A 20918-nucleotide genomic window follows, 5' to 3' on the forward strand; every position below is an offset into this window, starting at 1 on the left:
TCGGTGACGCCAAGATGACAACCGCGCTTCTGGATCGCGTAACTCATCACTGCGCAATCATCGAGACAGGCAACACGTCATACCGGTTCGCACAGAGCAAGCGACGCAGAAAAACATAAACGTCGCGCAAGCAAAGGCCCCAGACGGACTCGCTATAGGAGGGCGGCCCGCCTGGGGCCTTTGCGCCACAAGGGGTGGGTCAAATTCAAACGCTGAAACCGGGTCAGTTTTGAACGCTCATTGACACCCGGCGTTCCACAGTCAGCACAGCGCTGTAGGGAACCGCCGGCAGCGGCTTCAAATGCGCAACCTCTCCGGCAAAGGCCTCGTCGACTACCTGCCGTGTTGTGGCGTGAACCCGGGGATTGGCCACCCCGGTCCGCCAGGCATCAAACTGGGCATTGAGATCATCCATGTTCCGGAATGTGCGGGCCAGGAAGAAGTCCTGGCGGATATAGCGGAATGGCCGTTCAACCTTGCCTTTGGTGCGGGCCCTGTAGGGCTGGCAGGCGCGCGGCACCGTGCCGTAATGGTTCAGGAGTGCCACCAGAGCTGCGTTGTAGGTGACAACCCCGGCTTCATCCTCTCCGATCACGGCCGTTTTCATGCGGTCATAGAGGATTTCTTCAACGGCACCGCCCATGGCGGCGAATGCCGCGATGTGACAGCGCAGGACAGACTGCAGGTTCTGGCTGGCAACAAAGCGGCCCCACCCTGCTTTGCCCTCCGGAAGACACGAGGTCTTCCGAAGTGAAAATCAGGGAAGGCTTCGCCACTGGCGGAACAGGAGGCGCGAGCGGGGATGTTGGAGACACGAAAAAGGAAAGGTTCTGTCGCAAGTGGCAAAACTATGTGTCGCCCGACACCCCACCAACCGCATTAGTTATTCGGTACCCTTTCACCTCTTCGCTGAGCATTTCTGTGCTATTCTTGCGAGGGTACGAATTTCTCATGCCAGCGTTGGCTTCGCCAGAAAGTCCGGTGCGAAGATCATGCGGCACAGCGGCTCGAAACGCGCTCTCAACTGGTCTCGATGCGTTTCAATTGTCATCTCTGGCGAACGGATCAAGTCCTGAAAGGTCAAGGTCCAGACATCGTAGAAGATTTGTGCGACCTGGCGCGGGTCTCCATGTGTGCGGTCGTGCAGGGTTAGCGTGTAGCTCGATACGATGACCTCAATCAGATCCAGGAGCGCATCATTGACCTGCTGGAAGGATTGTGCCAGTTCGGTGATCGGGTGCCGGATCGAGGCCGCTTCGGCATAGCGCCAAATCCGCTTACTCGCAATCTCCAGCGTCTCCACCGAAATATCCATGAACAGTGTCATCAGGATGCTGGTGAAATTGTCGTCCGTCCGCGGTGCGAGCACCTTGCTGTTGTCCCGCGCTTCCTGCGCTCCCTCGGTGATGAGCGCGATCAGGATCCCGTCCTTGCTGCCGAAATAGTTGAACACTGTCGGGGTCGAGACCCCGACAGTCTTGGCAATATCGGCCATGGTGGTCGCGTCCACGCCCTGTTCGGCGAAGAGTGAACGCGCCTCCTGAAGAATCGCTCCGCGCCGCTTTGCCTTCTTGTGCGATCTCAATCCTTCGGGCGCCTGCGCTTCGCCGTCGCCACGCGGTGCCGCCGCCTTCGGAGCGATCCTGTCCGACCTAGTCATTTAGCCACTTTCTTTATTCGATAAAAATTTTTATTGACTATAAAACACTCTGTCAATACCAATTACTGTCATCGACCAGCTTAGGGAGACTGCTGTTCCATGATCTTCTACCTGCTTGTCCCAGGGCGTTGGTAAGGCCCGAAGGGCGTTCAATGCAGGTACTCCGATAATGCACCCGCGGGCCGCCCGATGGTAAATGTGCGGAAAGGATCTGGGCCAGTGCAAAAGGCTGCCATCGAAGCAGTTTCAAGCACACGAGAGGAGAAACGCTTGTTCCAGTTCAATCATATCGTGGCCGCCCTTGGCGCCACAGCCACGCTGTCTAGCCTGTCCGGCTCGGCCAGCGCCCAGCCGGACGGCCCGTCCCGCTGGCTGATGCCCACTATGATCGAGGCCCGCGCGAGCATGTTCATGCCCACGCTCAATTACCTGACGTTCCAGTACATGGATCAGATGTTCGCCACCCGCACCGTGGATGCAGCCGATTCGGCCTGGGAACTGCTCGAAAACCCGATGTCGCTCGACGGGGACTATGTGATCCTGGGCGAGACCTATGATCTCGAAGGCGCGCTGGAGCGTACCCGGACCAATGCGCTCGTCGTGCTCAAGGACGGCGCGGTGGCCTATGAGACTTATCGCAATGGCAGCGGGCCGGACACTCGGTTCCTGACCTTTTCGGTCGCCAAGTCCTATACCTCGACCCTGATCGGCTTCGCGCTGCATGACGGGCTGATCGACAGTCTGGGCGACAAGGTCTCTAAGTACCTGCCCGAGATGGAAGGCTCCGGCTATGACGGCCCCACCGTGCGAGACCTATTGCGGATGCGCTCGGGCGTGGACTGGGAAGAGCGCTATGAATTCGGCAGCGAAACCCAGTTGACCCAGGTCCATGACAATTCACTCGTCGCCTATCGTTACCGCTGGTGTGACTACGCGGTGAAGGAGTCCGTTCCAGGCGAAACCGGGCCCGACGAACGCTTCAACTACGCTACGCTCGACACCAGTGTACTGGGCTGCATTGTCGAACGGGTGACTGGGCGGACAGGTGCAGACTACATGGCAGAGAAGCTCTGGAAGCCGATGGGGGCAGAGTCTGATGCCTATTGGATCATGGACGGGCCCGAGGATGTAGGGCGCGAATTCTTTGGCGCTGGCCTTGCCGCCACAGCCCGCGACCACGCGCGGTTCGGCCAGATGTTCCTACAGGGCGGCATGGCCAATGGCGAGCAGGTGGTGCCCGCGGATTGGGTGCGTGAGGCGACGGTGGCGGACGAAGGATACGAACCAGTAGAACCCGGCGCACCGATCGGCTATCAGTACCAGTGGTGGACCGATGCGGGCAGCGACGTTTACATGGCCCTCGGCCTGCATCACCAGTTCATCCGGGTGGACCCGGCGAACAATATCGTCATCGTCAAGATCAGCTACACGGAAGAGCCGGTCGGCCGGGATCAGGAAAACGAGGAACTTTTCGCCCAGATCACCGCGAAAATAACGCAATGAGCCGCTGCGCGGGCCAGCTTCGCGCTGCTGGCCCGCGACCTGAGCAGGCACCTATCGTCAACTTTAAGCAGCCAGTCTGGACATGTCGCGGTTTGATGCGGCTCCTTTAGCAGCATCCCACCCTGGCGGAGTTGAAGTGTAGCGCTGTTTGCGCCCAAGATGGCTGGTCACCTGAGTTGCGCTCATTCGTTTTACTGCGTCTTCCTGGATCCGAATTTTCAAGTGGCCACATACAGCTCACTTGCCGATTTCAGGTTTGGGGGCAGATACGGATTTGGCGCCGCGGTCGCCTTCGATGCCAACATCCGCCCGCATCTATGGCCGGTGAACAACCCTGCGGGGGGCTCTAGACGAGGCAGCGTTGCGGTCGGCATGTCTGTTGCCAAGTTTCGGTGATGAGGCATCTCTCTTTGGCGACGAGACGCCGCTGGCCGCTTCCGCGTGTTTGCGCGCACTGGATGTGGTCAAGATTATAGTGAAAGATGCGGTCCGGCAGCCGCTTTATTTATCCGGTGAGCGAATTCATGAGGTCGCCCCTTCGTCCATGATGGCAACGCCTGTGGATGCCACCGAAACGGGGGATGTGGTTAATGCGGCCGGGCTAGCGGTGCGGACTTCGGCGGCGGAAGCTGCGGTACAATTAGACCAGATGAGCGTACAGCGGCGCACGGTCCGCAAGTGCGCTTCTCCTGCGTTGATCGAAATGACGATGTTTGGAAAGGTCCAGGGCGGCCGACAATGTCGAAGTCAGGTGCTGCATTCCGGTCGGACTAATCAGGAGCCCCATCTTAATCCGCCGCGATTTACTTTGCATGGTCATCACGCGAAGTATTTTCTTAGGATTGGGCAAGTGTAGTGAGCCGTTCGCATTCAAGGCGCGCTCGGTGCCGGAAAGCATTCACTTCTTGTCGGCGGGCAGGCCGTACGCTGACACTTCAAAGCAGGTTTCACTGTTGGGAGCACGCATTCCGCTATCTTCGGCTAAAGCATAGCTAGATACAGCAGAGAATTCTCCCTAAGGGGAATAAGCTGATCCTACCATGAAAATCTCGCAAACCGAGGGACCGCAATGAACGTGGAAGAACTTCTCGGGAAACTGATCGCATTTCCCTCTGTCGTAGGCTGTCCGAATGGTGCGATCGTAGACTGGATCGCCGAATTCTGCCGGACAGCAGGGGCTGAGGTGACAGTCCTCCCCGGGCCCGAAGGCGACCGGTCCAACCTTATTGCGACCATCGGACCGCGTGAACGTCGGGGCTATGTCCTCTCGGGGCATATGGATGTCGTACCAGCGGGCGAACCGGAATGGAGTTCGGATCCCTTCGCTCTGCGCCGCGAAGGCGACAGGCTCTATGGCCGCGGCACAACCGACATGAAGGGGTATCTGGCCTGCGCCCTCGCTGCGCTACCGAATCTCGCGACGATGGAGCTGGCGCAGCCCATCCACCTCGCCTTTTCCTATGATGAGGAGGCCGGATGCCGGGGTGTGCCGCATCTGCTGGCCGCGTTGCCGGACCTCTGCGAGACGCCGCTAGGGGCGATTATCGGCGAACCGAGCGGGATGCAGCCGGTGCTGGCGCACAAGGGAAAGATGGCCGCGCGGATGGAGGTGACCGGTCGCTCGGGCCATTCCTCGCGCCCCGATTTGGGGCTGAATGCCGTGCACGCGATGGCTGATGTCATTACCCATGCCGTGGCTCATGGCCAGTCCCTCACCCAAGGTCCATTCGACGAGACCTTCGCCCCGCCCTATTCCTCCTTGCAAGTCGGCGTCGTTACCGGCGGCCAGTCGGTCAACATCATCCCCGATCGCTGCACTGCCGACATCGAAGCGCGTGCCGTGCCGGGGGTCTCGCCCACTGCGCTGCTAGAGCCGGTCAAGGCCCGGCTTCTGACCCTGCGCGACCGCGGTTTCGCGGTGGAATGGCAGGAGCTGAGTTCGTACCCGGCGCTTGCCACGGCGCGTGACAGCGACCTTGCGGGGCTGCTGACGCACCTCACCGGGCAGGAACCGCTCCACGCGGTCAGCTATGGTACCGAGGCGGGGCTGTTCCAGCAGGCAGGGATCGAGGCAATCATCTGCGGCCCGGGCGAGATCGGGCGGGCGCATCGCCCGGACGAATTCATCGAAACGGCCGAGTTGGCCGCCTGCCAGCGCATGATCGAGGCGCTTGGCGCCCGGCTGGCGGCGTGAAGGCGGGGCAGGGCCATGGCATTCCTGTTCAATTCCGATGCGGCGCGCGGTGCGATCTTTCGCGAGGTCTTCGCTGACGCCTTGCCGGATCTGGAGGTCTTTCAGTCCGGCGACGACGTGGCGCCCGAAAAGATCCGCTATCTCCTCACCTGGACCGTGCCGGAGGACATTGCCCGCTACCCCAATCTGGAAGTGCTGTTTTCCATTGGCGCGGGAGTCGATCAATTCAATGTCGAGGTCGTGCCGTCCCATTTGAAACTGGTGCGCATGGTCGAAGATGGCATCATCTGCATGATGCAGGAATATGTCGCGCTCGGAGTGCTGGCACTGCACCGCGATATCCTCGCCTATCAGGAGCATCAGCGCCGCCAGCATTGGCATGCCCTGCCGGCGCGGCAGGCGGCAGAGTGCCGGGTCGGTTTTCTTGGCCTTGGCATGCTGGCGCAGGCAGCTATAGAGCGGCTTAGACCGTTCGGGTTCCCGCTTGCCGGGTGGAGCCGCAGCGAAAAGCGGATCGACGGCGTCACCTGCTTTCACGGCGCCAATCAACTGCCGGGCTTCCTGGCGCAAACCGATGTTCTGGTCTGCCTGTTGCCGCTGACCGAGCAGACGCACGGCATGCTCAACCAGGATCTCTTTGCCCAGTTGCCAGAAGGCGCGCGGCTCTTGCATGTCGGACGCGGGCCGCAGCTCGACCAAACCGCGTTGATCGAGGCGCTGGACAGCGGCCATCTGGCTGCCGCGATGCTGGATGTCACCGATCCCGAACCGCTGCCGCAGGACCACCCGCTCTGGTCGCATCCCGGGGTGATGATCACCCCGCATATCGCTTCTGTCACCCAGCCGCACACGGCGGCGCAAGCAGTGGCAGAGAACATCCGGCGTCACCGCGCCGGAGATGAACTGATCGGCCTTGTCGATCGCACCCTTGGCTACTGACAGGAAAACACCATGTCCCTTCTGCAAACCATCGAAACCAACCCCAGCTTCGCTCCGAAGGAGGCGCTACCCCTGCCGGAACGGCTGATCTCCGGCAATCCGGCCTTCAAGACCTGGGCCCAGGACGCATCCAAGGATGACAAGGTTCTGACCGGCGTCTGGGAAGCGACCCCCGGCGTGACCCATTCTATCAAGGGCACGACTTTCGAGTTCTGCCACATCCTGTCAGGCGTGATCGAGATCGAGGAAAAGGACGGCGAGACCAAGACCTATCGCGCCGGCGACAGCTTTGTCATGAAGCCGGGTTTCGTGGGCATCTGGCGCACCATTGAGACCGTGCGCAAGATCTATGTTGTCGTGAACGACTGAACCACCCGCCCCGCGCGCGCCTGACGAACTCAAGGAGGTTCCCGTGAAGAGCCACAAGATTGCGCTGATCCCCGGCGATGGAATTGGCAAGAACGTCACCGAGGCGGCCTGGCAGGTGCTACAGGCGGCGGCAAAGAAGGGCGGTTTCGCTCTTGAGGGAACTAACTTCCCCTGGTCCTGCGCCTACTACCGTGAGACGGGAGCGATGATGCCGCCCGACGGGATCGAGACACTTCGAAGCTTCGATGCCATCCTGCTTGGAGCCGTCGGATGGCCTGCCGAGGTGCCTGACTCTGTTTCGCTGCACGGGCTCTTGCTGCCGATCCGGAAACAGTTCATGCAATATGCCAACATCCGCCCGCACCGGCTCTTGCCGGGGGTTCAAGGGCCGCTGCGTTCGGAAGGATTCGACATCCTGTGCATCCGCGAAAACACCGAGGGTGAATACACGGGCGCTGGCGGGCGCGTGCATTCCGGCACTGGGAACGAAGTCGCTGTGGAAACTTCGATCTTCACCCGCGTGGGGGTAGAGCGGATCCTGCGTTATGGTTTCGAACAGGCGCGTACCCGCCGGAAAAAACTCGCCTCCGTCACTAAGTCCAATGCCCAGAAGCACTCCATGGTCTTCTGGGACGAGATCACGCGTGCGGTGGCAAAGGATTATCCCGATGTCGAGTTGACGCAGTATCATATCGACGCCATCGCGGCCCGCATGGTTATGGAGCCTGACAGCCTTGATGTGGTTGTCGCCTCGAACCTCTTCGGTGACATTCTGACCGATCTCGGAGCGGCGATTCAAGGCGGGCTGGGATATGCCGCTTCAGCCAACATAAACCCCGATCGCAGCGTACCTTCCATGTTCGAGCCGGTCCATGGTTCGGCGCCTGATATCGCGAATCTTGGCATCGCTAACCCTATTGCCGCGATCTGGTCCGGAGCCATGATGCTCGAACATTTGGGCGAGCGGAGCGCTGCGGCTGAAGTGATGTCGGCAATCGAGGCTGTAACCACGCGAGGAATAGGCACGAATCCGGGCCAGGACCGGACTGAAGCCATCACAGGCGCCGTGCTTGCGGTTTTGAGCTGATGGCCTATGGGGTCGCGGTTTGACATCGTGGAAGAGCGGGTGACGATTGCGGTCGCCGTTAGCATGTGTCTCGGTCCCTGTGTTCAGGGTGAATTGCCTAGTCGCGGATTTTGTTCAAAAGTTACTGCTGCACGAACGTGAGTTCCTCTATAATTTTTTGGAACTGGAACAGTTGGAACGGATGGAAGCACGAAAATACCTGGGAAGGTTCCAAACGCAACCGAAAGATTTTCACGTGCATGAACCGAACGTCGCTGACAAGAAAACGCCCTATTGGTGGGAAGCTGCCCCTGTCGGTCCGCTGCCGAAGCAACCCTTGGCCAAGATTCTGGACGTGGCGATTGTCGGTGCGGGTTACGCCGGTCTGGCAGCCGGTTTAACACTGGCGCGGGCGGGGCGTTCGGTCGCCGCATTCGATGCGATGAACCCCGGTGAGGGGGCTTCGACGCGCAATGGCGGAATCACCAGCGGCACGATACGACCGGACCATGCGTCAATCACCAAGCGCTTCGGTGAAGGGACGGCGATGGCCATCGAGACAGAGGGTAAGCGTGCACGCGAATTCCTGTACGATTTCATCGAGACGGAGGGGCTTGACTGCGACTTCCGGCTGACCGGCGCGTTCAAGGGAGCGCTTGGTTACGATCAATACGACCGGATGGCCCGCAATGCCGAGTCGCTGGCGAAGAAGTTGGGGATCGAATCCTACGCCGTACCCCATGATGAGCAACGCGCCTATGTTGGCAGCGATTTCTACCGAGGCGGCACGGTGCGGATGGATATCGGCGGTTTGCATCCGGCGAAGTTCCATGCCGAGCTTCTGCGCGTGGCGCTTGCTGCTGGGCTTAAAGTTCTTTCGCATACACCGGTCACCGCGATCCAGAGCGAAGGGCGGGGATTCCGCGTCACGACAGCGGCCGGCACGGTGCAGACGCGGCAGGTACTGGTCTGCACCAACGGCTATACCGACGACGCCGTTCCTTTCCTTCGCCGGCGCCTGGTGCCCGTCCGCAGCAGGATCATCGCCACCGAAGAAATTGCCCCCGCACTAATGGCGTGGCTGATGCCGAAGCTAATGATGATGGGTGAGAACCGCCAGCTTGGGTACTATTACCGTCCGTCGCCGGATGGCAAACGCATCCTCTTCGGCGGGCGCGACAATTCGCGCGTGGGCGATCCGGTGGCGCCGACGATCCGCCTGCGCGAAGGTCTGATCCAGATCTTTCCGGAACTAGAAGGGGTTCGCCTGTCGCATAGCTGGTTTGGCAATGTGGCGATGAACCGCGACATGATCCCCCGAATCTTCGAACGGGCAGGGGTCGTTTATGCCTCGGGTTTCTGCGGCTCGGGCGTTGTCTGGGCTCCCTGGGTCGGCACGCGCGCGGCCCACAGGCTATTGGATCAAGGAGAGCAGGCGCGCACCGCCTTCGACTTCCGCCCGCCGGCAGCGGTTCCGTTCTATCGCGGCAATCCCTGGTTTCTTCCGGCCTTCCTCAAGGGCTATGCCCTGCAGGACCGGATTGCCTGGTGGCGTGCGCGCCGCTGAAGCCCGAAGGCACCGAATCCACGTCGCATAGCCTTGTTTTCCGCTGGTTTCACGACTGAAACCAGCGGAAAAAGCACGTCCAGACATCGCCTGCGCCGATGAAAGTCCCCTCGGCCGAGTCCTCCCTTGGGCCAGGGCGTGACGGCTGGAACAGGCGTTTGGAAGGTCGTGCTGCGTTTCCTTCAGTCTGGAGTGGCTTCTGCTGGACGGTCACGCATTGCAGCACATTCTGCCAGACTCGCGCGGCTATGCTCAGTCGGGACACCAGATTAGCAGGAGCTTCAACCATGGATCGTTTCCGCCCGAAATACGTGACCTTCGACACCCACGGCACGCTGATCAACTTCGAGATGGCCGGGGCCGCGCGCGACCTTTATGGCCACCTGCTGGACGAGCCGCAGATGCAGGAGTTCATCAAGAACTTCCAGGGCTATCGCTTTGACGAGGTGATGCAGGCCTGGAAACCCTATGCCGATGTTGTGCATAACGCGTTGGAACGCGCCTGCCGCCGCAACAATGTGGCCTTCAAGGCGGAAGACGCGGAAATGGTCTATAACCGCATTCCCTCCTGGGGGCCGCATGCCGACGTGCCCGCCGGTCTGGCCAAGCTGGCCAAGGAAATCCCGCTGGTGACCATTACCAACTCGATGAATGCGCAAATTCATTCGAATATCGCGAAACTCGGCGCGCCCTTCCATGCGGTTTATACCGCCGAGGATGCCGGCGCCTACAAGCCGCATTTCCAGGCGTTCGAGTATATGTTCGACATGCTGGGTTGCGGGCCGGAAGACATTACCCATGTGTCCTCGTCCTTCCGCCACGACCTGATGTCGGCCTACGATCTGGGGATCAAGAGCAAGGTCTGGGTCAATCGCGGCCACGAGCCGGCCAACCCTTTCTATGAATACACCGAGATTAAGGACATCTCGGGACTGCCCGGCGTCTTCGGCATTTGAGGGCAGGGGCATTCCGGATGGCCACAGGTCGTGACACTCCGCTCCGCGCTGCGGCAGGTCAGCACGATAGACCTGTGGCCGAAGCGGGCAATCGTCGGCTCGGGGCGATCGCCTCGACCGACGCCTATTTTGACGCTGCCGCCTCAAACCTCTCGGTGCGGCCCTGTGAGCCGGAGCCCGACATCTCGGCGGAGGTGCTGAAGCGTCATTACGGGTTGACAGGGGCGTCCAAGACCCTGTCCTCCGAGGTGGAACGCACGGTGGACGTCACCCTGCCTGACGCCCGCCGACTGATCCTGAAGACCTCGACCAGACCGGAAGCTGTTGACAGCTTCCGGTTTCAAAGCGCCGCCATGGCGGGCCTGCACGCCACGGCGGATGTGGTGGCGCCTCAGGTCCTCCCCACGCTTGGCGGTGCCCTGATGTTTGAGGCGGATGGGGTCTGCGGCTACTTGCAGACCCGGATTGAAGGTGTCCCGCTGTATCAAGCGACGCCCGCGCCGGGACTGCTCTACCGAACCGGCACGGCGCTCGCCCGGCTGGATTTGGCGCTTGCCCAACCCGAATTGCCTGCGGCTGATCGTCCGGTTCTCTGGAATATCGGCTGCTGGCCGAGGCTCCTGGACTTGGATCAATACCTGCCACCCGGCACCGTTGCCGACAACGTGTGCACTGCGATGATGGAGTATGTGCGGGCGATCGAGCCGAAGATCGCCGATCTGGCCTGGCAGGTCACCCACAACGACCCCAGCCCGCACAACATGATCGTGACCGACCGGGGGCTGGGTTTCATCGACTTTGGCGATGGCGGCTGGAGCCCCCGCATTCAGGACCTGGCCATCGCCGCGAGCCATGTCGTCACCGATCCGCGTCGCCCCTTGGGCGGGGCCGAATATCTGATCGCGGGATATGCCTCGGTCCTGCCGCTCTCGGAACTGGAGATACGGTTGCTCGCCGGACTGATGAAGGCCCGGCAGAGCGCGCTGATCCTGGTCAATTACTGGCGCGCAGAGCTCTTTCCCGCCGAGGCCGAGTACATCAAGAAAAACGTCGCGCGGGCCGAACGGGGCCTCTCGATCCTGGCGCCGCTCGATGCTCCATCGGGCGAAGCGGCAATTCGGGCGGCATGTGCCCTGCCACCGCCGGACAGCCAATTCCTTCAAAAAGGGAGCAGAAGATGACTACAGATCTCATGCCCAACCGCTACAGACCGGGCGAAACCGAGCTGCCCAGCCGGGAGGCCGAGCTGATTGCCCGCCGCGACAGTGTTCTCGGCGCTTCCTACCGGCTGCAATACCGGCGGCCGGTGCATTTCGTCCGGGGCGAAGGCATGTGGCTCTACGATCCGGACGGGCGGGCCTATCTCGATTTCTACAACAACGTGCCCTCGCTGGGTCACTGCCACCCGGAAGTGAACGCCGCCATGGCGGAGCAGGCGGGGCGGATCAGTGCCAACACGCGTTATCTCGAACCGCACCTTGTTGATTATGCCGAACGGCTGGTCGAGACCTTTCCGACAGAAATTGACCGCGTGGTGTTCACCTGTACGGGCAGTGAATCCAACGATCTGGCTTTGCGGATCGCCCGCTACACAAGCGGAAACGAAGGCGTGATCGTTTCCTCCTATGCCTATCACGGCACCAGCGCCGCGGTGGCGGCGGTCTCGCCTAATCTGGGCGACGCCGTCAAGTTCAGCCCCAATGCGCGGATTGTTGCGCTGCCCGGTCCGGCAGGGGTGCCGGATTCCCAGGCAGCGGATTTCTTCGAGTCGCAGGTGCGCGCGGCCATTGACGACCTGAACCGCCGCGGCATCGGCGTGGCGGCGCTGCTGTTCGACAGCATCTTTTCCAGCGATGGTGTCTGGATCGACCCGCCCGGCTTCATCGCCGGCGGGGTACAGGCGGTGCGCGAGGCCGGGGGTCTCGTGATCGCCGACGAGGTGCAGCCGGGTTTCGGGCGCACCGGTTCCCATATGTGGGGCTTCGAGCGGCACGGGATCGTGCCCGACCTCGCCACGTTGGGCAAGCCGATGGGCAACGGATTCCCAATTGGTGCCGTGGTTGGCCGTAAAGGCCCAATGGAGCGGTTTGGTGCCATCGCCCGCTATTCCAACACCTTCGCAGGCAACACGGTCGGCATTGCCACGGCGGATGCCGTGCTGACAATCCTGCAACGCGACCGGATCCCGGAAAACGTGCTTGCCATGGGCCAGTTTCTGCGCGACGGGCTGGAGCAGATTGCCAGCCGACAGAGCGGCATTCGCGCCATCCGCAATGCCGGACTCTTCCTCGGTGTCGATATGGGCACCGGGGACGCTTCACCGACGGATCGGCGCAAGCTGGCGCTCGATGTGGTCAATGCGATGCGCGACGATGGTGTGCTCATCAGCACCACCGGGGCCAATGAAGATACGCTTAAAGTTCGCCCGCCGCTGATTTGCGAGGCCGATCATGTGGAGCTGTTCCTCGCCGCGCTGGAACGGGCGCTGGCCAAGGTGGCCGTCGCATAGCGACACGCGCGGGGTGAACCATCGCTTGCCCCGCAACGCGGCGCGGGGTCTGTTTAGCCCCGCGTAGTCTGTTTTGCTTTCGATCGGATCAGCGCCTCGGCAATATAGAGATCCTGCAGCGAGATGCCGGAACTGTCATAGACAGTGATCTCTTCCTCCGACAGGCGGCCCGGCGCGCGCCCCTCGATGACATCGCCGATCTGCGTCACCTCAAGTTCGCCCGCTTCAATGGCGGCGCGCGCGTGCTGGAAATCGCCGATCTGAACCGATTGCGATGGCAGATCGCAGAACAGACGCGACCTTTGCAACAGTTCCGCCGGCAATTCCTGCTTGCCCGGCGCGTCGGAGCCCATGCTGACCACATGCGTGCCCGGCCCGACCCATTCGGCTTGGAAGAGCGGCGCGCGTGAAGGTGTCGCGGTCACCACGATATCGGCGGCCTGTACAGCTTCCTCGGCCGACACCGTCCGCGCGGGCAGGCCGCGCTCGGCCAGCGTCGCGACGAAAGTGTTGCGGCGCGGCGAGGGATTGGCGACCACCAGCACCGTGTCGATGGGACGGATGCGGGCCAATGCGGCCACCTCGTACAGCGCCTGATTGCCCGCGCCGAACACGGCAAGCACCCGCGCCTCCTTGCGGGCAAGCAGGTCGGCGGCGACCGCATCGGATGCGGCGGTCCGATATGCATTGACTTCTCCGGCCTCGATTACGGCGCGTAACCGGCCGGATTCCTGATCGAGAAGCAGGATTGTGGAATTGTGCCGGGGCAGGCCGCGGGCCGGATTTCCGGACCAAAAGGAGCCAACTTTCACTCCGGTCAGGGCTTGCGACCAGCCGGATTTGACCGAAAACGTATTGCCTGGATCGCAGGACCGCCCCAGAACCGCAGGAAACACCCCGCTTTGCGTCGAGGACGCTGCCGCCAGCGCCTCGCGGGCCGCCGCGTAGGCAAGGTCATGAGTGACGAGGCCGGCTGATTCCTCTTCGCTGATATAGATCATGGTCGTATCCTCCTGAGCTCGGTGTTTTGCAATCCATTACCCGCCGCGCCTTGGCGTCGGCTGGGGAGTGCTCTTTTGTCCCCCGATTTGCGCCGTCATTTATGCTGAGAGGCGCGGCAGAACGAATGATCCTGCCGAGTTGGCCGGGAAAAACAGCAGTGAAATCGGCTCGCCGGACGCCAAGCTGTTGTCATCGAAAATGCAATCCCGGATCATCGAAAGGCACTTCAGCAATGGCGATTGAGGCGGAACAAAAGGCAAGTGGCTCTGAAGCCGAGCTGACGAATCTCGAAGCACGGCACCTGCCCGGTGCGCTGAAGCTTTCGCAAGAGATGAACTGGCCCTATCGGCTGGACGATTGGGCCCTGGCCGCGGCGGCGGGCCACGGTTTGGCGCTGGAGCGGGATGGCCAGTTGATCGGCACCGCCCTGTGGTGGCCCTTTGGTACGCGCCATGCCAGCGCCGGGATGATTATCGTTACCGGCGCCGAACAGGGTCGTGGCCATGGCGCGCGTTTGTTCGACAAACTGCTTGAGGCGACACAGGGGCGCGATGTGATGCTCTGTTCCACCAAGGAGGGGCTGGCGCTCTACAAGCGGCGCGGTTTCGTCGAGACGGGGACCGTCGTTCAGCACCAGGCCCCGCTTGAACTGGCAGTGGAAGGCGATGAGGGGATCCGGCTGGCGGCGGCCTGCGACATCCCTACAATCCAGGAATTCGACCGGCAGGCCACCGGCCTGGACCGGGCGTCGTTGGTGGCTGCATTGGCCGGGGTTGGCCGTGTCGCGATCCTCGAACACGGGGGGCGCGTTGCGGGCTATTCGGTGGCGCGCCGTTTCGGACGCGGCTACGTCGTTGGCCCGGTTGTCGCCGAAAGCATTGATGATGCCAAACGCCTGATCCTGGAACAGTTTGCGCAATTGCACGGGCAATTCGTGCGGATCGACGTCCACGGGCAACACGGGCTGAGCGACTGGCTGGAGAGCCTGGGCCTGCCCTGCACCGACCGGGTGACCGCCATGGTCAAGGGGCAGCAGCCGGTCCCGGAGGGGGCGGCGCGCATCTATGCGCTGGCAAGCCAGTCACTCGGTTAGCAACAAGGAATATGGGAAGATGACGGTAAACGAAAAAATATCCGGTCCGGCGGCAACCATCGAGGACCTCGTTACTCCGGCGCTGCTGCTGGATCGCACAAAGCTGGCGCGCAATATTCAGCGCCTTGCCGATCGCGCTAAGGCGCTTGGGGTGGTCCTGCGTCCGCACATGAAGACAGCGAAAAGCATCGACGTCGCCCGGATCGCTTTCCCCGGCGAGCCGGGTCCGATCACCGTTTCAACCCTGGCCGAGGCGGAGTATTTCGCGGAGCAGGGCTACCGCGACATCACCTATGCGGTGGGCCTGTCGCCCGCCGCCGCCCTGCGCGCGATGGAGCTTTGCCGCCGCACCGGCGCCGAGGTGAAGCTGCTGCTCGACAGTGTCGAACAGGCCGACGCGCTGGCAGAGGTGCGCATCACCACAGGGGTGGTGCCCTCGGTCCTGATCGAAGTGGATTGCGACGGCCATCGCGGCGGATTGAACCCGGATGATCCGCTGCTTCCGCAGGTGGCCGACCGGGTTGTCGCCGCCGGGGCCACCCTGGCCGGTGTGCTTGCCCATGCCGGCGAATCCTACGGGCTGAACACGCCCGAGGCGCTGGTGAAGGCCGCCGAGAACGAGCGCCAGGCCACAGTGCTTGCTGCCGAGATCCTGCGCGCGCGTGGCCATGCCTGCCCCATCGTCAGCCTCGGCTCGACCCCGACCGCGCATTTTGCCGAGAACCTTGACGGCATCACCGAGCTGCGCGCCGGTGTTTATATGTTCTTCGACCTCGTCCAACATGGGGTCGGCGTCTGCGCGGTAGACGATCTCGCGATTTCCGTGCTGGCCACGGTGATCGGCACCAAGCCGGAGAAGGGCTGGGTGCTGGTCGATGCGGGCTGGATGGCGCTGTCGCGCGACCGCGGGACCGCGAACCAGCGGGTCGATCAGGGATATGGTATGGTCTGTGACGAAAGCGGGCGCGTGCTGGAAGACGTGATCGTGGCCGATGCCAGCCAGGAGCACGGCATCCTCAAGATCCGTAGCGGCTCAGACACGACCATGCCGAATCTGTCGGTCGGCACAAAGGTCAGGATACTGCCCAACCATGCCTGCGCGATGGCGGCCCAGCATGAAAGCTATCGTGTGGTCGATGGCGCGGGGTCTGAAATCCTCGCCCATTGGCCGCGCATTCGCGGCTGGTAGCCCCGGGGGCATCCCGGCGCATACTAAATTTAAGTTTTGGCGGTGCAAGACATGAAACTGACCCCCTATTGGCTTGATACATCCGAGCCGTTTTACCAAGGCCGGACCGCGCCCCTCGAAGGTCACTACGACGTCGCCGTGGTGGGCGGCGGGATAACCGGATCCTCTGCCGCGCTAGCTTTGGCCAAGAAGGGCGCGCGCGTCGCTGTTCTGGAAGCTACGACCATCGGCAATGCCGCCTCGGGCCGCAATGGCGGTATGTGCAATAACGGCTTTGCCCAGGATTATGGCTCCATGGTCGGAAAGTTCGGCAAGGACAGGGCAAACGCGCTTTACAAGGCGTTTGATTCCGGCGTCGATCTGGTCGAGCGCCTGGTGCGCGAGGAGGATATTGACTGCAATTTCGCGCGTGTCGGCAAGCTGAAGCTGGCGGCCAAGCCCGAGCATTACGATAAGCTCGCCCGCAGTCAGGCGCTCCTCTCCGAGGTCGCCGATCCTGACACCAGGATGATCCCGAAATCCGACCTGCAAGCCGAGGTCGGAACGGAGCGATATCACGGTGGGCTGCTCTATCCCAAAAGTGCCCAGATGCATGTGGGCCGTTATGTGCGCGGCCTTGCGCGGGCGGCGGCGCGGCATGGGGCGGAGATCCATGAACAGGCCCCGGTCACGGGGCTGCGCAAACTTGATGGCGGCCATGCGGTGGAAACGCCCAAGGGCCGGATTACCGCGCGGCAAGTGCTGCTCGCCAGTGGCATCTCGCAGGTCGGCCCGCTGGGCTGGATCCGCCGCCGCATCGTGCCGGTGGGCGCTTTCCTGATCGTGACCGAACCGCTGTCGCCCGAACAGATAGCCCGGCTGATGCCTACGGGGCGCAATGTCGTTGATACCCGTAACCTCGTCGTCTACTGGCGGTTGACGCCGGACAACCGGATGCTGTTCGGTGGACGGGCGCGGTTCGCCGGCTCCAACCCGCAATCCGACGAGAAAAGCGGCCGGATCCTTAAGTCGACGATGGCCGATGTCTATCCGGAACTTGCAAACACGCGGGTGGATTACTGCTGGGGCGGGCTGGTGGACATGACCCGCGACCGTCTCCCTCGTGCCGGAGAGCGCGACGGCATCTTCTATTCCATGGGCTATAGCGGCCACGGCACCCATATGGCGACGTTGATGGGCCATGTTATGGCCGATGTCATGGACGGCCACCCGGAGCTGAACCCCTGGAAGGATTTCGACTGGCCCGCAATCCCGGGCTACTTCGGCCGCCCCTGGTTCCTGCCAATCCTGGGGGCCTACTACCGGATGAAGGACCTTTTGACATGACTGCCCCCCTCGACCATCTGACTGCGAACGGCCATCTGGAACGCTTCTTCATCGGCGGTGCTTGGGTCACGCCCCGCGGCACTGCCAGCGCCGGAGTGACCAACCCGGCGACGGAGAAAGTGGTCTGCCGCTTCCCCCTCGGCACTGACGCGGATGTGGACGCGGCGGTGGCAGCCGCGCGCAAGGCGTTCCCCGGATGGAGCCGGAGGGCGCCGGAACATCGCGCGGAACTGCTGAGCCGTCTTGCGGGTCTGCTCGAGACCCGCTACGAGCTATTCGCCCAATGCCTGACCCTGGAGATGGGCGCGGCCCTCGGTTATGCCCGTGCGACGCAAGTGCCGCTGGCCATCGCCCATGTGAAGACCGCAATCGAGGTCTTGTCGGATTTCGCCTTCGTCAAACCGCGCGGCCATACCGCCATCGCCCATGAGGCGATCGGTGTCTGCGCGCTGATCACGCCCTGGAACTGGCCGCTTTACCAGATCACCGCCAAGGTGGCCCCGGCGCTGGCGGCGGGCTGCACGGTTGTGCTGAAGCCGAGCGAGCTGTCTCCCCTTAATGCGCTGCTCTTCGCCGAGGTGATTGAGGAGGCCGGCTTTCCCGCAGGGGTGTTCAATCTCGTGCAGGGCGACGGCGCCGGAGTCGGCGCGGCGCTCGCCGCGCATCCGGATGTGGACATGATCTCGATCACCGGCTCGACCCGTGCGGGCGTGGCGGTGGCGCAGGCCGCAGCGCCCACGGTCAAGCGCGTTGCACAGGAGCTTGGTGGCAAGTCGCCCAATGTGATCCTGCCTGATGCCGACCTCTCCTCTGCCATAGCACCGGGCGTCGCCGCCGCCTTCCGCAACCTCGGCCAGTCCTGCAGCGCCCCGACACGTATGATCGTGCCCCGCGCGCGCCTGTCCGAAGTCGAAGCGCTGGCAAAACAGGCCACCGAGGAGATCGTCGTTGGCGATCCGCTGTCCGAGGCCAGCACACATGGCGCCATCGCCAACCGGGCGCAGTTCGATCGGGTGCAGACGATGATCGAGGCGGGCGTGGCCGAAGGCGCAAAGCTCGTCACCGGCGGGCCAGGGCGGCCGGAAGGGCTTGAGACGGGGCTCTTCGTCAACCCGACGATCTTCTCCGACGTGCGCACCGACATGCGCATCGCCCAGGAGGAAATCTTCGGCCCGGTTCTCTGCATTATCCCATACGACACGGTCGATGAGGCGGTCTCCATTGCCAACGATACCGTCTATGGCCTTGGCGCGCATGTGCAGGGTAGCAACATGGAGGCCGCCCGAGACGTTGCCGCGCAAATTCGCTCAGGGCAGGTGCATCTGAACTACCCGGCATGGGACCCGCACGCGCCATTCGGCGGCTTCAAGCAATCCGGAAATGGCCGCGAATACGGGCTTGAGGGTATGTTGGAATATCTCGAAACGAAATCCATCCTAGGCTATTTCTAGCTGATTATTTGACACCGACCGGTTTATACCGCGGGTTATTCCTGTGGCGCGCAATTTCACGGAAGCAGTTCGTCGATCCGATTGATCTTGTGAGCGTCGATGCGGTCGAGCACGTCTGCTGATCCACGGCAGCCGTTCGATCATGCGTTGGCGCGGCAAGACCGTAACCGCGCGATTGGGCGCTCAGATCCCCATAAGTGTCTGGCGGCGTTGCGATACGGGCTCCTTTGTCGAGGTCGGTGGGGCGGGAGAAGCCTCGCCGTATGATGGTCGTTCCCGGCGGTCGAGAAAACCTCCGAGTCGCGCGACCGCCCTGACCTAAAAAATCAAGACTGCGCAGTCCCTGCCGCATTCTTTTCCGGGGTCGCGAGTTTGAGCATACGGTGCTCTGCTTTGGTGAAGGAGGCAGGCCGCGATACTTCCGGGGCAGGGCATAGCCTTTGTGCCGGGTTGTACGCCCGTCGATTGCTGAATGCCGCGCCTTCCTGGCGACGTGCGGGGTGACGCAGGCCTGGCGGAGATCCGCGACGAATTCGGCCGCATCGTATTCCTTGTCGGAACCCAAGGTCAGCAGCCGGATCGATCCGGGGGAGTGGCGGTGCAGCATGTCCAGCGCGGCCCTGCGTTCGGAGCGGCCGTCAGCGCGGGTCAGGTTGCCTTGAACAACCAGTCCGTGCCGGTTTTCCATCAGCGCATGCCCCTTGAAGCACATCATTGCCCCGTGCCGGGAGATTTCTTGTAGAGCCGTGGGTCTGGGTCACTGACCGAAGCATGGGCTGTATGGTAGGAGTAATGCATGTCGAAGGCGGGTCATCCGACCCATCATTGCCGGGCGGCGCGCCCGCCGCCTTCGGCTGGAAACTCTTCATCGACGCACTGGCCTTGACCAACGTGCCATCGACCGAGAAATGTTCGTCCGACAGGAGCGGCGCGACCTCGCGATGCGCCAGAATTGCCGCCATCACCTTGCGCGACATATCGGAGGTCAGCAGCCGGTCGTGGTTCTTAGTGAACACCGTTGGCAACCACACCGGATCGTCGACCCCGAGGCCCACAAACCACCGGAACAGCAGATTATACTGCATCTGTTCCATCAGCTGCCGCTCGGAGCGGACCGAAAACTGGATTTGCAGCTGGCTGGCCCGGATCAGCCGTTCCAGCGGGATCGAGGGGCGGCCGAAATCGGTGTAGAGCGCCTCAAAGTCGACATTCAGGCTGGCCAGCGCGTCGTTGACCACCTGCCTGATCTTGCGGAGCGGGTGCTGCGCGGGGTGCGCTCTTTCAGATCGACATAGCTGAAAAGCGATCCGCTCGCCTCGTCCGTCCCGCGCATCATCACCCCCGCCGAAGTTGTGCTGAGGACGAATCATGTTCCTCAGACCGCGTCGAGCTCCGACTTCTTCAGCAGACTGTTAGGCGACCTTAGAGGCGGAATGTGAGCTCATCAACGCCGAAAAAAGTTGCCGTTCAGTCCAGTTGCAGCATGGGTTGGAACGGGTCCTGAGCGGCTTCGCGGCACCGCTGCGTGCTGATCACCAGCCTGCACGGTTCCCGTTGCTGTCGAGGTCACCCAGAAGACCGAGAAACCTGAATGGCTTTCCGTCGAAGGATAATTTCGGCATAGGAGCATCATCCTCGGCAAAAAATTGAGGATGATGCGGCTATTCTTCTGAAAAACTTCAGTTCTATTCTGACGGACCTTCGGCTTTCTATGTCGAGAACAGGTTGCAGGCGTCAGCACTGCAAATTGAGCATGCAGTCTGAGCTGTACTGGACGTCCGCGTAGCTGGCAGCCAAGGGAGCCATTATTGACGCTTGAACCATTTCAAATGGCACACTGACACCTGTAACCGCCGGACGTAATCTCCCCAAAACCGCCGTTTGAAAATTCCCCAGCCGTGAGCGGCAGGGTCAATTCCGAACCTCAAATATTCGGAATTGGCGCTGCCGCGGGACACAGGCCTGATGCTCCAAACAAAGAGTGACAGGGGCAGGCAGGTGAAGGGACTGAGGGAGATCGTTTTGATCCATGATCTGAAGAAACAGGGTCTCAGCATTTCCGCGATCGCGCGGAAAGTTGGCTGTGACCGCAAG

At 62.0% G+C, this 20918-nt stretch carries 17 protein-coding genes and 2 pseudogenes; 15 read left to right on the forward strand and 4 right to left on the reverse strand.

The annotated features are described in order from the left end of the window. Positions 1 to 119, forward strand: a 119-nt coding sequence (locus GKC28_RS23705; protein WP_217434206.1) for an ATP-binding protein, incomplete at its 5' end; no start/stop codon positions are given. Positions 120 to 241: 122 nt separating this feature from the next. Here GKC28_RS23705 and GKC28_RS23710 read toward each other — a convergent pair. Further along, positions 242 to 712 (reverse strand): annotated as a pseudogene (locus GKC28_RS23710) (IS21 family transposase); the annotation flags it as partial. Between the two features lie 237 nt (positions 713 to 949). Further along, complete coding sequence (locus GKC28_RS23715) at positions 950 to 1660, reverse strand: TetR/AcrR family transcriptional regulator (RefSeq protein WP_083194301.1); 711 nt, start codon at positions 1658 to 1660, stop codon at positions 950 to 952. Between the two features lie 270 nt (positions 1661 to 1930). Here GKC28_RS23715 and GKC28_RS23720 point away from each other — a divergent pair, with 270 nt between their 5' ends. The 10 genes from GKC28_RS23720 to GKC28_RS23765 all read left to right on the forward strand — a co-directional run bounded on the left by GKC28_RS23720 (position 1931) and on the right by GKC28_RS23765 (position 12763). Beyond that, on the forward strand, positions 1931 to 3163 hold the full coding sequence (locus GKC28_RS23720) for a serine hydrolase (protein WP_217434203.1): 1233 nt from the start codon (positions 1931 to 1933) through the stop codon (positions 3161 to 3163). Positions 3164 to 3542: 379 nt separating this feature from the next. Further along, complete coding sequence (locus tag GKC28_RS23725; RefSeq protein ID WP_174149423.1) at positions 3543 to 4019, forward strand: hypothetical protein; 477 nt, start codon at positions 3543 to 3545, stop codon at positions 4017 to 4019. Between the two features lie 213 nt (positions 4020 to 4232). Then, the gene (gene argE / locus GKC28_RS23730) at positions 4233 to 5357 is read left to right on the forward strand and encodes an acetylornithine deacetylase (RefSeq protein ID WP_174149424.1); all 1125 of its coding nucleotides are present in this window, start codon (positions 4233 to 4235) and stop codon (positions 5355 to 5357) included. Positions 5358 to 5372: 15 nt separating this feature from the next. Beyond that, entirely contained in the window at positions 5373 to 6296 is a 924-nt protein-coding gene (locus GKC28_RS23735) for a glyoxylate/hydroxypyruvate reductase A (protein ID WP_174149425.1), read from the forward strand. A gap of 12 nt (positions 6297 to 6308) precedes the next feature. After that, positions 6309 to 6665, forward strand: coding sequence for a cupin domain-containing protein (locus GKC28_RS23740; RefSeq protein WP_174149426.1), 357 nt, complete (start codon positions 6309 to 6311; stop codon positions 6663 to 6665). Positions 6666 to 6708: 43 nt separating this feature from the next. Beyond that, positions 6709 to 7752, forward strand: coding sequence for a tartrate dehydrogenase (locus GKC28_RS23745; protein WP_174149427.1), 1044 nt, complete (start codon positions 6709 to 6711; stop codon positions 7750 to 7752). Between the two features lie 79 nt (positions 7753 to 7831). Then, positions 7832 to 9298, forward strand: coding sequence for an NAD(P)/FAD-dependent oxidoreductase (locus GKC28_RS23750; RefSeq protein WP_368041166.1), 1467 nt, complete (start codon positions 7832 to 7834; stop codon positions 9296 to 9298). Between the two features lie 287 nt (positions 9299 to 9585). Further along, complete coding sequence (locus tag GKC28_RS23755) at positions 9586 to 10254, forward strand: haloacid dehalogenase type II (protein ID WP_065269146.1); 669 nt, start codon at positions 9586 to 9588, stop codon at positions 10252 to 10254. A gap of 74 nt (positions 10255 to 10328) precedes the next feature. Then, entirely contained in the window at positions 10329 to 11435 is a 1107-nt protein-coding gene (locus tag GKC28_RS23760; protein ID WP_217434205.1) for a phosphotransferase, read from the forward strand. Further along, a complete protein-coding gene (locus GKC28_RS23765; protein ID WP_174149429.1) occupies positions 11432 to 12763 on the forward strand; it encodes an aspartate aminotransferase family protein in 1332 nt (443 codons plus the stop codon). The genes GKC28_RS23760 and GKC28_RS23765 overlap by 4 nt, the downstream gene beginning before the upstream one ends. Positions 12764 to 12816: 53 nt before the next feature. Here GKC28_RS23765 and GKC28_RS23770 read toward each other — a convergent pair whose 3' ends face one another. Continuing rightward, positions 12817 to 13764 (reverse strand): ornithine cyclodeaminase family protein, encoded by a 948-nt coding sequence (locus tag GKC28_RS23770; protein ID WP_174149430.1) that lies wholly within the window; start codon positions 13762 to 13764, stop codon positions 12817 to 12819. 233 nt (positions 13765 to 13997) lie between these two features. Between GKC28_RS23770 and GKC28_RS23775 the strand changes: the two genes are divergently transcribed. From GKC28_RS23775 to GKC28_RS23790, 4 genes are read left to right on the forward strand one after another with little or no spacing between them, the layout of a single operon-like run. Next, entirely contained in the window at positions 13998 to 14858 is an 861-nt protein-coding gene (locus GKC28_RS23775; protein ID WP_174149431.1) for a GNAT family N-acetyltransferase, read from the forward strand. A 19-nt stretch (positions 14859 to 14877) separates the two neighbouring features. Further along, positions 14878 to 16047 (forward strand): alanine racemase, encoded by a 1170-nt coding sequence (locus GKC28_RS23780; RefSeq protein ID WP_174149432.1) that lies wholly within the window; start codon positions 14878 to 14880, stop codon positions 16045 to 16047. 51 nt (positions 16048 to 16098) lie between these two features. Next, entirely contained in the window at positions 16099 to 17373 is a 1275-nt protein-coding gene (locus GKC28_RS23785; RefSeq protein WP_065269150.1) for an FAD-binding oxidoreductase, read from the forward strand. After that, complete coding sequence (locus tag GKC28_RS23790; protein ID WP_174149433.1) at positions 17370 to 18824, forward strand: aldehyde dehydrogenase family protein; 1455 nt, start codon at positions 17370 to 17372, stop codon at positions 18822 to 18824. Before GKC28_RS23785 ends, GKC28_RS23790 begins: the two co-directional genes overlap by 4 nt. Positions 18825 to 19236: 412 nt before the next feature. Here GKC28_RS23790 and GKC28_RS23795 read toward each other — a convergent pair. Then, positions 19237 to 20157 (reverse strand): annotated as a pseudogene (locus GKC28_RS23795) (IS5 family transposase); the annotation flags it as partial. Between the last annotated feature and the right edge of the window lie 761 nt (positions 20158 to 20918).

The sequence above is a fragment of the Leisingera sp. ANG59 genome (assembly GCF_013317235.1).
Taxonomy (GTDB): domain Bacteria; phylum Pseudomonadota; class Alphaproteobacteria; order Rhodobacterales; family Rhodobacteraceae; genus Leisingera.

Bases quoted from the DNA above. Each gene is read 5' to 3' on its own strand.
- GKC28_RS23715 (WP_083194301.1), bottom strand. From the start codon at position 1,660: ATGACTAGGTCGGACAGGATCGCTCCGAAGGCGGCGGCACCGCGTGGC.
- argE (WP_174149424.1), top strand. From the start codon at position 4,233: ATGAACGTGGAAGAACTTCTCGGGAAACTGATCGCATTTCCCTCTGTC.
- GKC28_RS23735 (WP_174149425.1), top strand. From the start codon at position 5,373: ATGGCATTCCTGTTCAATTCCGATGCGGCGCGCGGTGCGATCTTTCGC.
- GKC28_RS23740 (WP_174149426.1), top strand. From the start codon at position 6,309: ATGTCCCTTCTGCAAACCATCGAAACCAACCCCAGCTTCGCTCCGAAG.
- GKC28_RS23755 (WP_065269146.1), top strand. From the start codon at position 9,586: ATGGATCGTTTCCGCCCGAAATACGTGACCTTCGACACCCACGGCACG.
- GKC28_RS23765 (WP_174149429.1), top strand. From the start codon at position 11,432: ATGACTACAGATCTCATGCCCAACCGCTACAGACCGGGCGAAACCGAG.
- GKC28_RS23770 (WP_174149430.1), bottom strand. From the start codon at position 13,764: ATGATCTATATCAGCGAAGAGGAATCAGCCGGCCTCGTCACTCATGAC.
- GKC28_RS23775 (WP_174149431.1), top strand. From the start codon at position 13,998: ATGGCGATTGAGGCGGAACAAAAGGCAAGTGGCTCTGAAGCCGAGCTG.
- GKC28_RS23780 (WP_174149432.1), top strand. From the start codon at position 14,878: ATGACGGTAAACGAAAAAATATCCGGTCCGGCGGCAACCATCGAGGAC.
- GKC28_RS23785 (WP_065269150.1), top strand. From the start codon at position 16,099: ATGAAACTGACCCCCTATTGGCTTGATACATCCGAGCCGTTTTACCAA.
- GKC28_RS23790 (WP_174149433.1), top strand. From the start codon at position 17,370: ATGACTGCCCCCCTCGACCATCTGACTGCGAACGGCCATCTGGAACGC.